The following is a 16,247-nucleotide window of genomic DNA, read 5'->3' on the forward strand; positions in this document are numbered from 1 at the left end:
ATCGCCCGTCCTGACGGTTCCGTTGGAAGGGAGTCCGCCGATGACGAGAGGTCGCAGGATCAGGATGCGTCACGTGGCCGCTGCCGTGACCCTCACCGTCGCAGCGGCCGGTGCCGCCGATTTCGCGTCCGTCGCCGGTTCCGCGTCCGCCGCCGGGCGGCCGACCGCATCACCGTGGTTCACGTCCTGGGCACAGTCCCAGCAGGACCTCGCCGCGAAGACGCTGGCCGACCAGTCCGTACGGATGATCACTCACGTGAGTCAGGGCGGGAACGCCCTGCGCATTCGCGTACAGAACACCTTCGGCAAGGACCCTCTCACGATCGACGCCACGACTGTGGGGCGGAGCGGGAACGGGGCGGCGATCACCGGTGCCACCGTGCCGGTCACCTTCCAGGGGCGACGAACGGTCACCATCCCGGCGGGCGGAGAGGTGTGGAGCGACGCCGCCGGTCTGAAGACCGGGCCGCAGGACGACGTCGCCGTCAGCATGTTCGTCGCCGGCACGGCCGTGCCCGGGGAGCATGTCACCGGGATGCGCGAGAACTACCTGACCCCCGCGGGCGCGGCCGACCATACCGCCGACCTTTCCGGCGACGCGTACACGCAGACCGTGACCTCCACGTACCTCGTCAGCGCGGTCGACGTCCGTAACCCGGCGGTGAAGGGGACGATCGTGCCGTTCGGGAGTTCGGTCGTCGATGGCATCGGCAGCGACAATTGCGGGCCGGGCTGCAGCCGACCCGGCGACAACCGCCGCTGGACGGACGACCTGGCGCGGCGCATCACCCACGAGCTTCCGCCGAATCGGCAGCTCGCGGTCGCGAACGCGGGCATCAGCGGCACCACGAGTTCGGCGGCGTGCCCGAACATCCCCGCAGCGGACGTCGGCCTGGACGCACTCGCCCGCCTGGACCGCGACGTGCTCGCCCTGCACGGGGTGACCGGCGTCATCTACTACTACGGGACGAACGACCTCGCCGACGGGTGCGCATCCGCACCGATCCTGGACAGCTACCGCAAGGTCTTCGAGCGCCTGCGCGCCGCCGGGATCAAGGTGTACGTCACTCCGATCACCCCGCGTCCGGGGTACGGCGACCAGAACAACCGCGATCGTTACACCGTCGGCACGTTCGTCAAGCAATGGGGGAACTGCGCGGGCACGTGCGACGGAGTGGTCGACTTCGACCAGGTGCTCAAGGATCCGCTGAAGCCCAACAGCATCAACCTCGCGTACGACAACGGTGACGGCATCCACGCGAACATGGCCGGGCAGCAGGCCCTCGCCGACTACCTCTCGCTGCCCATGCTCGCCGCCTCGATTCCGAAACGCCGCTGAAGCCCTGTCCCTGGAACAGCCCCCTCACCTGGAGAGATCCCGTGTTTCCGGCCGCCCGCAGCGGGAAGCCCGGCGTCATGAACCATGCTGAGGCTCCCGTACTCGACGCCCTCGCCGCCTATCACCGAAACGGCTACGTCCCCTTCACCCCGCCCGGCCACAAACAGGGACGGGGGACCGACCCGAGGGTGAGCGCGGTCGTCGGCGACGCGGTCTTCCGCTCGGACGTGCTGGCGACCGCCGGGCTCGACGACCGGATGTCCTCCAACGGCGTGATCCAGCGGGCCCAGGAGCTCATGGCGGACGCGGTCGGGGCCGAGAACGCGTTCTTCTCCACCTGCGGCAGCTCCCTGTCGGTCAAGAGCGCCATGCTGTCGGTGGCCGGGCCGCACGAGAAGCTCCTCGTCGGCCGCGACGCCCACAAGGCCGTGGTCTCCGGCCTGATCCTGGCCGGGATCCGGCCGATCTGGGTCTGGCCGCAGTGGGACCCGGAGCTGCACCTGGCCCACCCGCCGTCGGCGGAGGGCTTCGACCGGCGCTTCGCCGAGCACCCGGACGCGCGCGGCGCCCTCGTCACCAGCCCGACCCCGTACGGCACGTCCAGCGACCTGCGGGCCATCACGGAGGTGTGCCACCGGCACGGCCGGCCGCTCGTCGTCGACGAGGCGTGGGGCGCGCACCTGCCCTTCCATCCCGACCTGCCGACCTGGGCGATGAACGCGGGCGCCGACGTCTGCGTGGTCAGCGTGCACAAGATGGGCAGCGGCCTGGAGCAGAGCTCGGTGTTCCATCACCAGGGCGACCTGGTAGACCCGAACGTCCTGTCGGCCCGTGAGGACCTGCTCGGCACCACCAGCCCCAACGTCCTCATCTACGCCGCCCTCGACGGCTGGCGGCGGCAGATGGTCGAGCAGGGCCGGGAGCTGCTGCAGGGGGCCATCGACCTGGTCACGGGCGTCCGGGCGGAGCTCGAGGAGATCGACGGCCTGCACGTGCACGCCGACGAGTTCCTCGGCCCGAACCGCGCCGCCGAGCGCGACCCGCTGCAGGTGATCATCGACATCGCCGGGCTCGGCACGACCGGGTACCGCGCGGCCGACTGGCTGCGGGAGCACCACCGCGTCAACCTGCACCTGTCCGACCACCGGCGGATCAGCGCCCAGTTCACCTACTCCGACGATCAGGAGACCGCGCGGACGCTCGTCACGGCGATCCGCGATCTCGTCGCCCACCTCGAACGCGGGGACGAGGCGCTGCTCACCTCGGCGACCGTGGCGGTCCCCGACCCGGAGGATCTCCAGCTCGAACAGGTGATCCTGCCCCGCGACGCGTTCTTCGGCCGCGTCGAGCAGGTCCCGATCGACCGGGCCGCGGGCCGGATCGCCGCCGAGATGATGACGCCGTACCCGCCGGGCATCCCGGCCGTCCTGCCCGGCGAGCGCATGAACGAGGCCGTCATCGACTACCTGCGGACGGGGGTCGCCGCCGGCATGGTCGTGCCCGACGTCGCCGACAGCGAGCTGAAGAGCCTCCGGGTCGTGGCCGAGTGACCGGTCGGGAGGGGTCGAACGCACTACAACGGGTATGGGATCGCTTCACAGGACGAAGACGGCGAACCTCGACAAGGAGACGCCGAGTCGATCCCCAGCGAACCGAACGGAGGTGAGCTGACATGTCGACCACTCTGCACGGCCCCGGCACCCGGCGGACCACCGGGAACTCCTCGTTGGGCCGGCTCGTCAGCGACACGACCGCCGACCTGCAGAAGTTGATGCGTCAGGAGGTCGCGCTGGCGAAGGCGGAGATCCGCCAGGAGGCGAAGAAGGCCGGGGAGGCCGCCGGGCTGTTCGGCGGGGCCGGATTCGCGGGATACATGGCGGTGGTGATCGGATCGCTGGCCGCGATGTTCGGCCTCGCCCACGTGGTGGACATCGCCTGGGCCGCTCTGATCATCGCGGGCATCTGGGCGATCCTGGGCGCCATCATGGCCGCCCTGGGCCGCCAGCGGATGCGGCGGGTGTCGCCGCCGCACCGGACCGTCGAGACGCTCAAGGAAGACGCCCAGCTGATGCGGCGCAGCGCGAGCCACGCCAAGGCGATCGCCGCCGAGCCGATCTCCTCCGAGCCGGCCGAACTGCTCGTACCGCACACCGAGCACAGCCACCGGTAAGCCGCCGCGCCCCGGTGCCTGCCGCGGCAGGGCACGGGGCATCGGCCGGTTCCGGCGGCCACGACGTCAGCGCCGTGTCCGCCGGGTCCGGGACGGGATGGTCATGACGGGTGCGGGGGGCGCTGCTCGGGCGGACGGGGATCGCCCTTACCGGACCCGCGTCCTCCGCCCTTGCCGCCCTTGTCGGTGCCGTGCGGCTGCCCGGAGACGTTGCGTTCCTTCTCCGGATTCGTGTCCGTCGGGGCCGTGCGCTCCGAACGGCGCAGTTCGGGCTCCTGTGGTTTCGACATCGCCGGTCTCCCTCCTCGAGGTTGCTACGGCGAAACGCCGTACCCGCCCTTCCTCCCCCTGAGGTGCCGGTTATTCGCTGTGACGGCCGAATTTCGGATTTCGGCTGTTTTCGCCGCCGACAGCGGGTACCAAGCCGGGAACGAACCGTACGGACGCGTCGAGAGGAGACCCCACATGCCGGCGGACGAGCGGGACGACCACCGGTTCGCCCCGATCCTGCGGGACGAGGACGAGAACCTCGCCACCGACGAGGACCGGGCCGAAGGCCGGGAGGTCTCGGGCACGGGCGTGCCCGGCACGCCGACCGCGCATCCGGACGCGCTGCCGCCGACCGAGGAGGGAGTCCGCGAGGCGGACCGTACCGACGACACCGGCGACACCGGCGACACCGGCCCGACCGCGCGGCCGGGCCGTCCGAAGTGAGACGCCGTCCGTGGGACTAGGACAGCTGCCAGCTCTCGATCTCGGCGTCGCTGAGCGGGATGACGCACCAGAGGGCGTCCTGAAGGGTCGGGCAGATCAGCGCGACCTTGTCCACGCCGGTGATGCGGAACGGACGCTCGACGCAGGGCATGAGGTCGAAGTACGCGACCGGGACGCCCCGCTCGCGGGCGAGCTTCTCGGCCGCGACCACGGCGTTCAGGCCGGCCGCGGAGAAGAACGGCACCCCGCTCATGTCCACCAGCAGCGGCCGGTCGGCCGCCGCGACGAGCTCCATCAGACACCCCCGGAACGTACGCCCGGTAAAGGCGTCGACCTCACCACGCGGCATGGCGAGGGTGTAGTCCTCGCACTCCATCGCGAACATGTCCAGGGCAACGTCCATGGGACCTCCAGTCCGGAACACCGTGGGGCACCCGTGACCATCACAGCATCGCGCGATTACTGATCGTTTCCAAGAGGGTGACGGATACCAGGCACGGCGCGGCGCGTTAATCGAGCACCATGCCCGTTTTGCGGATAGGCAAACACCTCACGAGGCGGGACATCACGATGTCACCGCCTGGCAACTCTGCGGAAGCCGCTCAACTCTCTGCGCTCTCTCAACAATGCCGCTCACCGGGTTATTCCACTCTCGACTGACATTCCGAAAAGCCGTCGTCAAGCCGCCTTTCCGGGAGATCATCGGGACGGCATGCTCCCCCGCATCGCCGCCATCCCCCACGAATCTGGAGTCTCGGTGAAGCGTTCGTCCGTCACGACGGTGGTCATGGCCGCGACGGCCCTGCTGGCCTCCGGTTCCGCCGCGGCCGCGGCCACGGTCACGAGCGGGCCGGCCCCGGCGCCGGCCTGGCACGACTGCCATACGGAGAACACCCCGCAGCAGCTCGAATGCGCGACGATCAGCGTTCCGCTGGACTGGTCCCGGCCGGGCGGGCAGCGGATCACCCTGGCGCTGAACCGGCTGCCCGCCACCGACCCGGAACACCGGATCGGCTCGTTGCTGCTCAACCCCGGTGGACCGGGCGGCTCGGGCACCGCGGTGGTCGCGCAGGGCGGCATGCTGCTCGGCACGCCGGACCTCAAGCCGCTGCGCGAGCGGTTCGACCTGGTCGGGTTCGACCCGCGCGGGGTCGGGGACAGCACGCCCGTACGCTGCTCGACGCCGGTGTACGACCCGGCGGCCCCCACCCTTCCCGCCACTCCGGCGGAGTACCGGCGGCTGAGGGAGAGCGACCGCCGCCACGGGCTGGACTGTCTCCGGGCGACCGGTCCGCTGCTCGGACACGTCGACACGGTGAGCGCCGCCCGCGACGTCGACGCGATCCGGGCCGCGCTCGGCGAGCGGCGGATCTCCTGGCTCGGCGTCTCGTACGGCACGGAGCTCGGGGCCGCGTACGCCCGGCTGTTCCCCGGGCACGTACGGGCGATGGTCCTGGACGGCGCCATCGACCACACGCGGTCGGTCGCCCGCGACGCCGTGGACGAGTCCGCGGCGATGGAGCGGGAGTTCCACCGGTTCGCGCAGTGGTGCCAGGGTCGGGCCGACTGTCCGCTGCGCGGCCGTGACATCGCCGCCGACTTCGACGCGCTGACGGCGCGGGCGGACAAGGGCGAGATCATCGACCGTGACCTCGGACGTCCCCTCACCGCCGCCGAGGTGACCGGCGGCGCCTACACGTACCTGACCCTGACCTTCCTGTGGCCGCAACTCGCCCAGGCACTGGCCGACGCGGAGAAGGCACCCTCGGACCCCACCGCGCTGGGCCAGGCGGTGCCCGGCGTCGACCCGGCCTACACGGCCTACCGCGCCGTCGGATGCCAGGACTTCCCGCCGGAGCTGCGGGGCTTCGCCGACCTGCGGGCCCGGCTGGCGAAGGTCAAGAAGGCGGCACCGCACCTGTGGCGGTACTCGGAGATGTGGGACATGACGGCCGGATGCAGCGGCTGGCCGGTCCCGGCGGCGAACCCGCCCCGGCCCGCGCGGATCACCGGAGCGCCGGCGATCCTCGTGGTCGGCAACACGTACGACCCGGCGACCCCGTACGTCTGGGCGCGGTCGCTGGCCCGGCAGATCGACGGGAGCCGGCTGCTGACCTATGACGGGGACGGGCACACCGCCCTCTACAACTCCTCCTGCGCCCGCGGCCGGGAGGTCGACTACCTGATCACCGGGCAGGCGCCCGCGGCGGGCACGGTCTGCCGGCCCTGACCGCCCGCGGGCTTCGGTCGTCTTTCCGGAACGGTTGTGAAAACCGTTTTCGTTTCCCCTATAGTCGACTGCACGACGCCGGTCGCGCAGCGTCCCCATCCGGGTGCGCTGCGCAGTCGCCGGCGATGGGTCGGCCATCACGGGAGGAAGACATGAAGGTCGCGTTCGTCGGTAAGGGCGGCAGTGGCAAGACGACCCTGTCGTCCCTGTTCATCCGCCATCTGGCGGCAGGAGGGGCACCGGTCACGGCGGTCGACGCCGACATCAACCAGCACCTCGGCGTCGCGCTCGGCCTGCCCGAGCAGGCCGCCGCCGCGATCCCCGCCATGGGCGCGCACCTCCCCGAGATCAAGGACTACCTGCGGGGCGCCAACCCCCGCATCCCGTCGGCGGCGGCGATGGTCAAGACCACGCCGCCCGGCACCGGGTCCCGGCTGCTCCGGCCAGGCGGCGACGACCCGATCCACTCCCGGCTCGCCGTCCCCGCCGCCGGCGCGCGACTGATGGTGACGGGCCCCTTCACCGAGGAGGACCTGGGCGTCGCCTGCTACCACTCCAAGACCGGGGCGGTGGAGCTGTACCTCAACCACCTCGTCGACGGCCCCGGCGAGTACGTCGTCGTCGACTGCACGGCCGGGGCCGAGTCGTTCGCCTCGGGGATGTTCACCCGGTTCGACCTGACCTTCCTCGTCGCCGAGCCGACGAGGAAGGGAGTCGCGGTCTACCGCCAGTGGACCGAGTACGCCGCCGACTACGACGTCGCGCTCAAGGTCGTCGGCAACAAGGTCCAGACCGCCGGCGACGTCGACTTCCTGCGCGAGCACGTCGGCGACGCGCTGCTGTGCTGCGTCGGCCAGTCCGGCGCCGTCCGCGCCATGGAGCAGGGCCGCCCCTTCGACCTGGACGACCTGGCCGACGACGACCGCGCCGCGCTTTCGACGCTCCAGGCCGCGGTCGACGCGCGCCCGAAGGACTGGCCGAAGTTCACCCGCCAGGCGATCGAGTTCCACCTCAAGAACGCCCGCGCCTGGGCCAATGCCGCTACCGGCCAGGACCTCGCCACCCAGATCGACCCCGACTTCACCCTCGGCCCCGATGCCCTCCTCACCACTGCAACGTCCCGATAGGAGAAGTGGTTCACACTCAAAGTATGACCAGGGGTATGATGTCGAGCATGAAGGTAGGTGTAAGCATCCCGGACGAGGACGTGGCGTTCATCGATGAGTACGCCGCACGGACCGGGGCGAAGTCAAGGTCGGCCGTGCTCCATCAGGCCATCGGGCTACTGAGGTCGACAGCTCTCGAAGACGCTTATGCGGCGGCCTGGCAGGAGCCGGACTACAGCAGCGAAGCCGAGCTCTGGGACGCGACCTCCTCGGACGGTATGGCCGATGCGACGAGGTGACGTCTACCTCGTCGATCTCGAACCGTCACAAGGATCCGAGGCGAACAAGCTGCGGCCGGCGGTGATCGTTAGCAACGACGCCGCCAATCGGGCCGCAGAGCGCACCGGCCGTGGGGCCATCACCGTGGTACCGGTGACTTCAAATGCCGATCACGTTTACCCCTTCCAGGTTCTGCTCGACGCCGCAGACTGCGGGTTGAAGACCGACTCGAAGGCCCAGGCCGAACAGGTGCGTTCGATAACCCCCCGCAGATTGCGGCAACGCATAGGCACTGTCCCCGGGCCGACGCTGCACCTGGTCGACGCGGCACTCCGTCGCCACCTGAATCTCTGATGTTCGCGGATGCGGCGGCGGCACCGCACCCGCCGCTGACGCTCGGTCCCCTCACCCCCGGCTGATCCGGGAGAGGGGATCATTCTTTTTCCTCGTCCGGGGGTCGTGAGGGGGCTCTGACGCTGTCGTCGCCGGGACCTTACCCGGGGCGCGCAGGCTTTACCGGTGGTTGTCCGGCAGAGGGTGTTGCCCCAGAACGTCATGGACATAGCGTGACGGGACAGATCCGGGAGGGAGCGTGCACATGACGGTGACACCACCCGTCGAACGGGTCGGTCAGGCGTTCGCGAGGCGGGAGACGGCCGGCCGGATGCTCGCCGAGGACTCCGGGCGAGTGGCGCTCGCCTGCCGGGACATGGCGATCCGGTTCCATCGCGGCGGGAAGCTCATCGCCTTCGGCAACGGCGGGGCGGGTACGGACGCGGCGCACGTCGCCGTCGAGTTCATGCACCCCGTGATCGTGGGCAAGCGGGCGCTGCCCGCCATCGCGGTCAGCAACGACGCGGCGGCCATCACGGCGGTGGCCCGTCGGCAGGGCCTGTGCCAGGTCTTCGCCCACCAGGTGCGCCACTGGGGCACGCCGGCGGACATCGCCCTGGGGATCTCCGCGGACGGTGAGTGCGTGGACGTGCTCCGCGGCCTGCAGGCAGGCCATGAGCTGGGGCTGCTCACGGTGGCGCTGACCGGTGGGGACGGCGGCATGCTGGGCGACAGCCCGGCGATCGACCACCTGCTCACCGCGCAGAGCGACGACCCGGCGGTCGTCAAGGAGGTCCACGTGACGATGTACCACATCCTGTGGGAGCTGGTTCACGTGTTCCTGGAGCAGCCCGGCCTGCTCGGCCCGGAGGTGATCAGGTGACCGAGCGCGGCCGGTGTTCGGAGGAGGTGTGCGTCACCTGCTCCGACGAGGCCGTACCCGTCACGGTGCTGCGGTTGCTCGACGGGGACCTCGCGATCGCCGACGTCGGCGGCGGCGCGCGGGAGGAGGTCAGCGTCGCGCTGGTCGACGCGGCCGTCGGCGACACGGTCCTGGTCCACGCGAAAGAGGCCATCGCGGTGGTCACGCGGGGTGACCCCGGCAGAGTCGCAGGGGGGAACGGCAATGACCGGGAGTGAGCCACCGGAGGGGATGCGGGAGCTCTATCCCTTCCTGTACTCGGGCGAGTCCGAGATAGAGGCGGTGCTGGCGGAGGTCGGCCGGTCGACCGCGGAGAAGGCGAACGAGATCGTCGCCCTGCGACAGGAGGTCGCGGAACGGTCGGGGGTCCTGCTCGCCGAGTGCGCCGAGGCGATGGCCAAGCGGTTCGCGATGGGCGGCCGGCTGTTCACGTTCGGCAACGGGGGCAGCAGCACCGATGCGCAGGAGGTCGCCGAGGCGTTCTCGTATCCGCCGCGTGGGCGGTCCCTGCCCGCGCTGTGCCTGACCAACGACGTCGCGGTGCTGACCGCGTTGTCCAACGACGTGAGCTTCGAGGTGACGTTCGCGCGGCAGCTGGCGGCACTGGGCGGTACGGGCGACATCGCGCTCGGCCTGTCGACGAGCGGCGGGTCGCCCAACGTCGTCCGGGCGATCGAGGAGGCCGCCCGGCGCGGCATGCTCACGATCGCGCTGGCCGGTTATCAGGGCGGTGAGCTGGCCGAGCTGGCGGCCCTCGACTACCTGTTCGTGATCCCGTCGTCGTCCGTGCACCGCATCCAGGAGGCGCAGACGACCGTCTACCACGTCCTGTGCGAACTGACCCAGATCGCCCTCGGCGCGCTCTCGTCGCAGGAGACGACGACGTGACGGCCCCGGCGGATCGCCGAGGTTCCGGACGGCTGTCCCGGGCGACGGGGACCGCGCATGCATGAAGCCGGGATGGCGGAGGCGATCCTGGCGGCCGTGGAGCAGCGCGCGGACGGCCGCCCCGTGCGGCGGACGCGCGTACGGGCGGGGGTCCTGCTGCGGATCGGCGAGGCCGCCCTCGGCCGGGCGTTCGAGCTGGCCGCCGACGGGACGGTGGCGGAGGGCGCGCGCCTGGAGGTGGTCGTGGACCCCGTGCGGCTGACCTGCGGCCGGTGTGACCGGACCACGACGTCCGACGGCCTGATGGCGGTGTGCCCCGTGTGCGGCGGGACCGACCTGGCGATCGAGGGCGGTGACGAGCTCGTCCTCGAGTCGATCGAGGTGGTGGAGACGGCAGAGGTGCCGGGAGACTCGCGGCGGGATCCTAGGGGTCCTGCCGGATCGTCCTGACGACGGGCCGGGCTCTCACCTGCCGGAAACCCGGCGAGCCCTCTCGCGAACCGAAACGTAGGGTTGTCGCGAGAGGAGTGGTGATATGCGCGAGGTTGTGGTCTGTTCACCGGTTCGTACGCCGGTGGGGCGGTTCGGCGGCGCGTTGAAGGACGTCAGCGCGCAGGAACTGGCGGCGACGGTGATCCGCGCGCTGGTGGAGCGCACCGGAGTCGACCCCCAGGAGATCGGCGACGTCATCCTCGGCAACTGCAACCCGAACGGCGACGCGCCCGCCATCGGCCGGGTCGCCGCCCTCGACGCGGGCCTGCCGGTGGAGGTCGCCGGCGTCCAGGTGGACCGGCGGTGCGGCTCGGGGCTGCAGGCGGTCGTGAACGCGGTGATGCAGGTCGCCACCGGCGTGAACGACATGGTCATCGCCGGTGGCACGGAGAGCATGAGCGGCGTCGAGTACTACGCCACCGGCCTGCGCTGGGGCCGCCCCGGCCCGCAGATCAACCTGATGGACCGCCTGGCCCGCGCCCGCGTCACGGCGGGCGGGGAGCGCCACCCGGTGCCGGGCGGCATGCTGGAGACCGCCGAGAACGTCCGCGAGCGCTACGGCATCGGCCGTACGGAGCAGGACGAGCTGGCCCTGCGCTCCCACGAGCGGGCGGTCCGCGCCCAGGACAAGGGCCTGTTCGACGACGAGATCGTGCCGGTCGAGGTCCGCGACCGCAAGGGCGTCCAGGTCGTCGACCGGGACGAGCACCCGCGCGCGGACACGACCCTGGAACGGCTCGGCACCCTCAAGCCGGTGATGCGCGTCGACGGCGCGACGGTCACGGCGGGCAACTCCAGCGGCCAGAACGACGGCGCGGCCGTCTGCCTGGTGACGACGCGGGAGCGGGCGACCGCGCTCGGCCTGACCCCTCAGGCCCGGCTGGTGTCCTGGGCCGTGGCGGGCGTGCCTCCGCACCTGATGGGGCTCGGCCCCGTACCCGCGACCGAGAAGGCCCTCAGCCGGGCGCGGCTCAGCCTCGACGACATGGACCTGATCGAGCTGAACGAGGCGTTCGCCGCGCAGGTGCTCGGTGTGCTGCGCGAGTGGGAGCTGGACGAGACCGGCCTGGAGAAGCTGAACGTCAACGGCTCGGGGATCTCGCTGGGCCACCCGGTCGGGGCGACCGGCGCGCGCATCCTCGCGACGCTGCTGTACGAACTGCGCCGCCGCGACGCCCGCTACGGCCTGGAGACCATGTGCATCGGCGGCGGCCAGGGCCTCGCCGCGATCTTCGAACGCGTCGCCTGACGCGTTCACGTCACGGCCGTGGACCATCCCACGAGGACAGGTCCACGACCGGACGTTCCGCAGTCCGCTAGGGTCCGATCGGATTGGCGGGGTCGTCGAGCCACACGCGTTCGCCTTCCGAAGAGACCGTCAGCCCGAACCGATCACGGCCTGGACGCCCGAGGGACACCCACCGGAGATACGCCTCGGAGACCTCATCCCACAGGCGGCGCGGCCCATGCTGTTGGACGAGGAACTCGGCCTCTCCGGGCACGTAGTCCACCGACGCCCAGGACCCGTCGTGCCCGGCACTGTCGAGTATCCAGAACGTCGCCTCTCCGGAATCCGTCTCCTCGTCGTAGTAGAGGCGTTTGTGCACGCCGGGCACGTTCGTGGCGATGAACACGTCGGCCTCGGTGTCGTCGTTCAGGTGTCGCGGGTCGAGACGGGTCGTGGACTCGACCGGATCGTCGGAATCGTGCACCCAATCGAACGCGCTCCCGCGCGCCGGACGCTGCGAGCGCATCAGCATGTACCCGGCCGGGCTCGGAAGCCGCCCGACAGCCGTTCCGTCGCCGACGACGGCCAAGCGGGCCAGCCAGCCGTACCCGTACCCAGGGCTGTAAGGAGTGAGGATCAGCCCACCCGGCCGGGTCTGCTCCACCCAGGCGTACGGGATCGTCGCGACCGCGCATGTCGAATGGACGCGATCGAACGGCGCACCGTCCGGCCATCCCTCGGCACCGTCACCGATGACCAAGCGAGGCGCGTATCCAGCCGCCTTGAGGTTCGCCGCCGCACGCTCCGCCAGCACCGGGTCGATTTCGATGGTGGTGACGTTCCGGTCGCCGATGCGGTGCGACAACAGCGCGGCCGTCCAACCGGTTCCCGTACCGATCTCCAGTACCCGATCGTGGTCCTTGACCATGAGCGATTCCAGGAATGCGAAAACCGCCCCTGGAGCCGAACAGGACGAGCTGGCCAGCCCGTCGCCCAGTACGTCAGAGCCGCCGTCGTCGCGTTGGGTGACCAATGACGCATCGGAGTACACGGCCTCCCACCAGGCCGCTTCGTCACCGGCCCGGTCGACCGGGTATCCAGGGGCAGGACCGTCCGGGTTCGCCCAGGCGACGTCTGGCACGAACAGGTGCCGTGGCACCTCCACCAGCGCTTGCCGCCACCGCTCATCGATGAGGTCCCCTTGACCCGCGAGCAGGTCGGCGAGGGTCTCTGCGCGTGCACGCGGGTCAGGGAACGTCATCCCTCACTTGCCTCTCTTGCCGTCACTCGGGTTGTCGTTGGTGTTGCCGCCGGTGCCGCGCTTGCCGCCCTGCGGGTCTCTGCCGTCCGTCGGCGTGTTGCCGTCGCTGTTGCCTCCACCGTGCCTGCCCATGCTCACCTCCCGTCACCTATCGTGCTGCCTATCGGACGTTCGTACAGGTCGATGGCTGTTACGCCCCGCTTTGCCGCCCCCCGGAGTCCGGTCTGCGCCTCAAGCACCGCACGCGTGAGGTCGTCCGCATCCGCCGCCTCCACCAGCCGCCATCCGGCCGGAACGCGCACCAGCGCCCACCAGGACCGGGTGAACCTCCCGAACCAGAACACCAGGCCCGGGAACCGCCGCGAGATCACCCATGCAGGATCCGAGGTGACGCGTAACCCCGTCATGTCGAGCCGCCCCCATCGCGTGTCCGGAGGTAGTCGGCGATTTGGTCGGCGGCTCCGGCCACGTCCTCGGCGGTGTGCCTGTCGTAGCCGTCGCGCCGCCACACGAACGCGCCGTTGACGACTTCGACCGCCGTCCGGGGCGTCGTCGGACTTGAACGCGCCGAGACTGCCGGCCGCGCATCGCTCATCTCGACGCGGATTCCGCGCTTGACCAGTTCCCGGCAGAGATCGACCAACCGGTCGACCTTCTCGGCATGGCTGATGCCGGCGGGAATCCCGTCTCGCGATGCTCCTTGCACTGTCATGGAGCTGATGTAACCGTCTGAGGCGATGTGGGCGGCAGATGACATCCGATGGCATGGAGCGGGAGGCATGGACATGCCGACAGCGATCACGATCACTGGTACTCGCGCGACGGAAGATCGACCGCACGGAGAGTACGACGCGATATTCGCCGAGTACCTTGCGCCATTCGCCGATGAGGCGACGCACTTCTACATCGGCGGCGCGATCGGCATCGACTCGCTCACCCTCCTCTGGCTCACGACCAGAACAAGGTCGAGAATCACCGTGGCAGTACCAGATACGGCCGTTGATCAGCCCTCCGAAGCGCGGCAGGCGATAGCGACTGCGCAGGACAAGGGCCGGCTGAGCGAGCTGATCGAGCTACGACACTCGGGACATCCCTCGGCCGAGGCGTACCACTATCGAAATCGTTGGATGGTGGACCGCAGTGAGTTCGTGATCGCTTTTCCGCGCGGCGCCGATCGAACCCGCGGCACCTGGTACACGGCGGACTACGCGGCCGGGCAAGGGAAGCCTCGTCTCATCGTGCCTATCTGATCAACGATTGTGTTGTACTGGTCACGTGAAGTCACCAGAGAGGATGTGCGCCGCCCAGCGCATCCGTACCTTGCGTATGAGCCGGGGCTGGTCCCTGCTCGACCAGGCCCGTGCGTTACGGGAGGTCGCCCGCCGCCTTCGTATGCCCACTGTCGCCCAGGCCCGGTTGAGTACCATTCAGCGGACCATCGCCCGCTGGGAGAACGACGGGGTACGCCCTGGCGAGCGCTACCAACTCCTGCTGGCCCACGTCTACGCAGATCAACGCGGGACCACGGCGCTCGGCCCCGGTTCGGACTTCGATCAACTCATGACCGTATTCGCCATGTACGGGATCGAGCCACTCCGGATTTCGGAGCTTCGCGGTCTGGTGGCGGACGCCTTGACAAGCGGCGCGAAGGGCCTCCTTGCCTTCCTTAGTCCGACCCTCACGGCATCCCTCGTGCCGGCGTTGGCCGATCCGAGCCGTACCGACGACGAGTTGATCGCACAATTGCGCGCTGCCGTGGCCGGCCTGAACGGCCGTATCGGAGCGGTGCCGTTCGTACGACTTCAGATCGGACTCGTGCCGGTCACCGAGTCATGCCGCACGCTTGTCGCCGGACCCGTGCCCGGCGAGCTGCGGGAACAGCTGCTCTACATTTCGAGCACCGCATGCCTTCTGGCCGCCCGCCTGGCCTTCGAGACCTACGACGCCCCCTCATCGACCGGCTTCTACTCCGAGGCACTGGCCGCCGCCGACCGTCTACCGGACCCGTGGCACCGCGCGCTGGTGCGGACGAGCCAGGCCATGGTCGTTCTCTACTCGACCGGAGACCTCGACCAAGCGCAGGCGATCGCTGCAGAGGCCGTACGGCCAGCGGGGCGCCTCGGGAACACCGACTAGCAGCGCCCTCCGGCGGCCTTAGATTCGTTGAATGACTTCGGGTTCACTTGCTTCCACTGACCACCGGCCGATTGGCCACAATACGGCGTGCCTACATAAAGCCTTTGATATTTCGGAAAGTTGAGCGCCCCACTCTCAAATTGAAACGGCTTTCCCTGATCATCCACTAGCTGCGCAGTGGAACCCTTGTCCGCAATCACATCAATTTTCAGACGATAGTTGCAAGCCAAAGGCTCCTGAGAGCCAATCGACAGCCGAAAAGTTACATGCTCTCCATGCGCAAGAGTGTACTTATGCGCAGCAAAGTAGTTGCCGGATCGCGCTGCGCCCCCTTCACTCCACGTTTCGTAACCCTGCCCAACTTGGCCGAGGTCGAAATAGATGCTTATCGTATTTTCTTGCCCCTGGCTCGCAAGGTAGAAAAGAGTTCCCGATGTGGATGCAGCCCGGCATTGACTGACTGGCTGTATGTTCATAATCCGCACTGGATCGGATCGATTGCCGACCAGGTCGAGTTCGATCAAGTTTCCACCACGACTTATCGCTCCCTGACCCTTGAACCAGCTGACATATGCATCCCGGTCACTCTGGTAGATGCCATGTAGCCAATCGAGCTGATTTGGCGACAGTTCGACTTCCTTCTGTGAGATCCAGGAACCACCAGTGACATCTGAGATATCTTTCGCCTCATCTACCGTGACGGGCGGGCCGGAACTTGTAAGGTGTTTCTGATGCTTTTGTCCAGAGAAATATGACGAGAGCTTCTGTGTAGCTTGCGACCCGACTCCACTGAGGACGGCGATGAGCACTGCACTTGTTACGCCTCCAGCCCACTTGATGGCAGGGCGTTCCCACCACGACTTGCGACCCCCACGACTGGGCCGCCTACTGTTCGGCCTCCTCTTCGAGTTGCCATTTTTGCTTCGTTTCTTATCTTGAGCCACTGGCATCTTTCAGTGTTCTAGAGTTGCAGCGACGATAGCATTTCATGTATCAGCCATTGGAGGCGTGAACGTCCGCGGGTTGCGTCTCCCCTCGACCAGGCGACAGTGAGGGCAATGAGGGTCACAAGCCCCCAGTAACACGCAAGCTACTTCATGACCGAGCGTAAGAGCTTGCGACTACTTGTAAGACGCAAGGCCGACTGCA

At 69.0% G+C, this 16,247-nt stretch carries 21 protein-coding genes; 15 read left to right on the plus strand and 6 right to left on the minus strand.

Features of this window, described 5'->3' with window-relative positions:
• Nucleotides 1-73: 73 nt before the first annotated feature.
• From NE234_RS21895 to NE234_RS21910, 3 genes are all read left to right on the plus strand, one after another.
• Nucleotides 74-1,339 carry a GDSL-type esterase/lipase family protein gene (locus tag NE234_RS21895; protein WP_252782342.1) on the plus strand — a complete coding sequence of 422 codons (1,266 nt, stop codon included), beginning with the start codon at nt 74-76 and terminating at the stop codon, nt 1,337-1,339.
• A 77-nt stretch (nt 1,340-1,416) separates the two neighbouring features.
• Complete coding sequence (locus NE234_RS45090; protein ID WP_305886712.1) at nt 1,417-2,889, plus strand: aminotransferase class I/II-fold pyridoxal phosphate-dependent enzyme; 1,473 nt, start codon at nt 1,417-1,419, stop codon at nt 2,887-2,889.
• Between the two features lie 122 nt (nt 2,890-3,011).
• Entirely contained in the window at nt 3,012-3,509 is a 498-nt protein-coding gene (locus NE234_RS21910; RefSeq protein WP_252782343.1) for a phage holin family protein, read from the plus strand.
• Nucleotides 3,510-3,610: 101 nt separating this feature from the next.
• On the opposite strand, the gene NE234_RS21915 is transcribed toward NE234_RS21910, so the two are convergent.
• Nucleotides 3,611-3,799, minus strand: a complete 189-nt coding sequence (locus tag NE234_RS21915; protein ID WP_252782344.1) for a hypothetical protein — start codon at nt 3,797-3,799, stop codon at nt 3,611-3,613.
• Between the two features lie 175 nt (nt 3,800-3,974).
• Here NE234_RS21915 and NE234_RS21920 point away from each other — a divergent pair, with 175 nt between their 5' ends.
• Nucleotides 3,975-4,223 (plus strand): hypothetical protein, encoded by a 249-nt coding sequence (locus tag NE234_RS21920; RefSeq protein WP_252782345.1) that lies wholly within the window; start codon nt 3,975-3,977, stop codon nt 4,221-4,223.
• A 16-nt stretch (nt 4,224-4,239) separates the two neighbouring features.
• On the opposite strand, the gene NE234_RS21925 is transcribed toward NE234_RS21920, so the two are convergent.
• Nucleotides 4,240-4,626: an STAS domain-containing protein gene (locus tag NE234_RS21925; RefSeq protein WP_252782346.1), complete on the minus strand. Its 387-nt coding sequence runs from the start codon at nt 4,624-4,626 to the stop codon at nt 4,240-4,242.
• A gap of 354 nt (nt 4,627-4,980) precedes the next feature.
• Between NE234_RS21925 and NE234_RS21930 the strand changes: the two genes are divergently transcribed.
• The 9 genes from NE234_RS21930 to NE234_RS21970 all read left to right on the plus strand — a co-directional run bounded on the left by NE234_RS21930 (nt 4,981) and on the right by NE234_RS21970 (nt 11,722).
• Nucleotides 4,981-6,453, plus strand: coding sequence for an alpha/beta hydrolase (locus NE234_RS21930; RefSeq protein WP_252782347.1), 1,473 nt, complete (start codon nt 4,981-4,983; stop codon nt 6,451-6,453).
• Between the two features lie 152 nt (nt 6,454-6,605).
• A complete protein-coding gene (locus NE234_RS21935) occupies nt 6,606-7,580 on the plus strand; it encodes an ATP-binding protein (RefSeq protein ID WP_252782348.1) in 975 nt (324 codons plus the stop codon).
• A gap of 23 nt (nt 7,581-7,603) precedes the next feature.
• Nucleotides 7,604-7,858 (plus strand): ribbon-helix-helix domain-containing protein, encoded by a 255-nt coding sequence (locus NE234_RS21940; RefSeq protein ID WP_252782349.1) that lies wholly within the window; start codon nt 7,604-7,606, stop codon nt 7,856-7,858.
• Nucleotides 7,845-8,192, plus strand: coding sequence for a type II toxin-antitoxin system PemK/MazF family toxin (locus NE234_RS21945; RefSeq protein ID WP_252782350.1), 348 nt, complete (start codon nt 7,845-7,847; stop codon nt 8,190-8,192). Before NE234_RS21940 ends, NE234_RS21945 begins: the two co-directional genes overlap by 14 nt.
• A gap of 244 nt (nt 8,193-8,436) precedes the next feature.
• The gene (locus NE234_RS21950; protein ID WP_252782351.1) at nt 8,437-9,054 is read left to right on the plus strand and encodes a D-sedoheptulose-7-phosphate isomerase; all 618 of its coding nucleotides are present in this window, start codon (nt 8,437-8,439) and stop codon (nt 9,052-9,054) included.
• Complete coding sequence (locus tag NE234_RS21955; RefSeq protein WP_252782352.1) at nt 9,051-9,311, plus strand: HypC/HybG/HupF family hydrogenase formation chaperone; 261 nt, start codon at nt 9,051-9,053, stop codon at nt 9,309-9,311. Before NE234_RS21950 ends, NE234_RS21955 begins: the two co-directional genes overlap by 4 nt.
• The gene (locus tag NE234_RS21960; RefSeq protein WP_252782353.1) at nt 9,298-9,981 is read left to right on the plus strand and encodes a D-sedoheptulose-7-phosphate isomerase; all 684 of its coding nucleotides are present in this window, start codon (nt 9,298-9,300) and stop codon (nt 9,979-9,981) included. Before NE234_RS21955 ends, NE234_RS21960 begins: the two co-directional genes overlap by 14 nt.
• Before the next feature lie 57 nt (nt 9,982-10,038).
• Nucleotides 10,039-10,431, plus strand: coding sequence for a hydrogenase maturation nickel metallochaperone HypA/HybF (locus NE234_RS21965; RefSeq protein WP_252782354.1), 393 nt, complete (start codon nt 10,039-10,041; stop codon nt 10,429-10,431).
• A gap of 85 nt (nt 10,432-10,516) precedes the next feature.
• Nucleotides 10,517-11,722, plus strand: a complete 1,206-nt coding sequence (locus NE234_RS21970) for an acetyl-CoA C-acetyltransferase (protein ID WP_252782355.1) — start codon at nt 10,517-10,519, stop codon at nt 11,720-11,722.
• Between the two features lie 67 nt (nt 11,723-11,789).
• On the opposite strand, the gene NE234_RS21975 is transcribed toward NE234_RS21970, so the two are convergent.
• The 3 genes from NE234_RS21975 to NE234_RS21980 all read right to left on the minus strand — a co-directional run bounded on the left by NE234_RS21975 (nt 11,790) and on the right by NE234_RS21980 (nt 13,674).
• A complete protein-coding gene (locus NE234_RS21975) occupies nt 11,790-12,962 on the minus strand; it encodes a methyltransferase domain-containing protein (RefSeq protein WP_252782356.1) in 1,173 nt (390 codons plus the stop codon).
• Nucleotides 12,963-12,965: 3 nt separating this feature from the next.
• A complete protein-coding gene (locus NE234_RS44460) occupies nt 12,966-13,094 on the minus strand; it encodes a hypothetical protein (RefSeq protein WP_256511089.1) in 129 nt (42 codons plus the stop codon).
• Nucleotides 13,095-13,365: 271 nt separating this feature from the next.
• A complete protein-coding gene (locus tag NE234_RS21980) occupies nt 13,366-13,674 on the minus strand; it encodes a hypothetical protein (RefSeq protein WP_252782357.1) in 309 nt (102 codons plus the stop codon).
• A 67-nt stretch (nt 13,675-13,741) separates the two neighbouring features.
• Here NE234_RS21980 and NE234_RS21985 point away from each other — a divergent pair, with 67 nt between their 5' ends.
• Nucleotides 13,742-14,212 carry a DNA-protecting protein DprA gene (locus NE234_RS21985; RefSeq protein ID WP_252782358.1) on the plus strand — a complete coding sequence of 157 codons (471 nt, stop codon included), beginning with the start codon at nt 13,742-13,744 and terminating at the stop codon, nt 14,210-14,212.
• A 25-nt stretch (nt 14,213-14,237) separates the two neighbouring features.
• A complete protein-coding gene (locus NE234_RS21990; protein WP_252782359.1) occupies nt 14,238-15,098 on the plus strand; it encodes a helix-turn-helix domain-containing protein in 861 nt (286 codons plus the stop codon).
• On the opposite strand, the gene NE234_RS21995 is transcribed toward NE234_RS21990, so the two are convergent.
• Nucleotides 15,095-15,907: a hypothetical protein gene (locus NE234_RS21995; RefSeq protein WP_252782360.1), complete on the minus strand. Its 813-nt coding sequence runs from the start codon at nt 15,905-15,907 to the stop codon at nt 15,095-15,097. The two genes, NE234_RS21990 and NE234_RS21995, sit on opposite strands and share 4 nt — an antisense overlap.
• Nucleotides 15,908-16,247: the final 340 nt, after the last annotated feature.

It is taken from the genome of Actinoallomurus rhizosphaericola (genome assembly GCF_024055675.1).
In the GTDB taxonomy this organism is placed as follows: domain Bacteria; phylum Actinomycetota; class Actinomycetes; order Streptosporangiales; family Streptosporangiaceae; genus Actinoallomurus; species Actinoallomurus soli.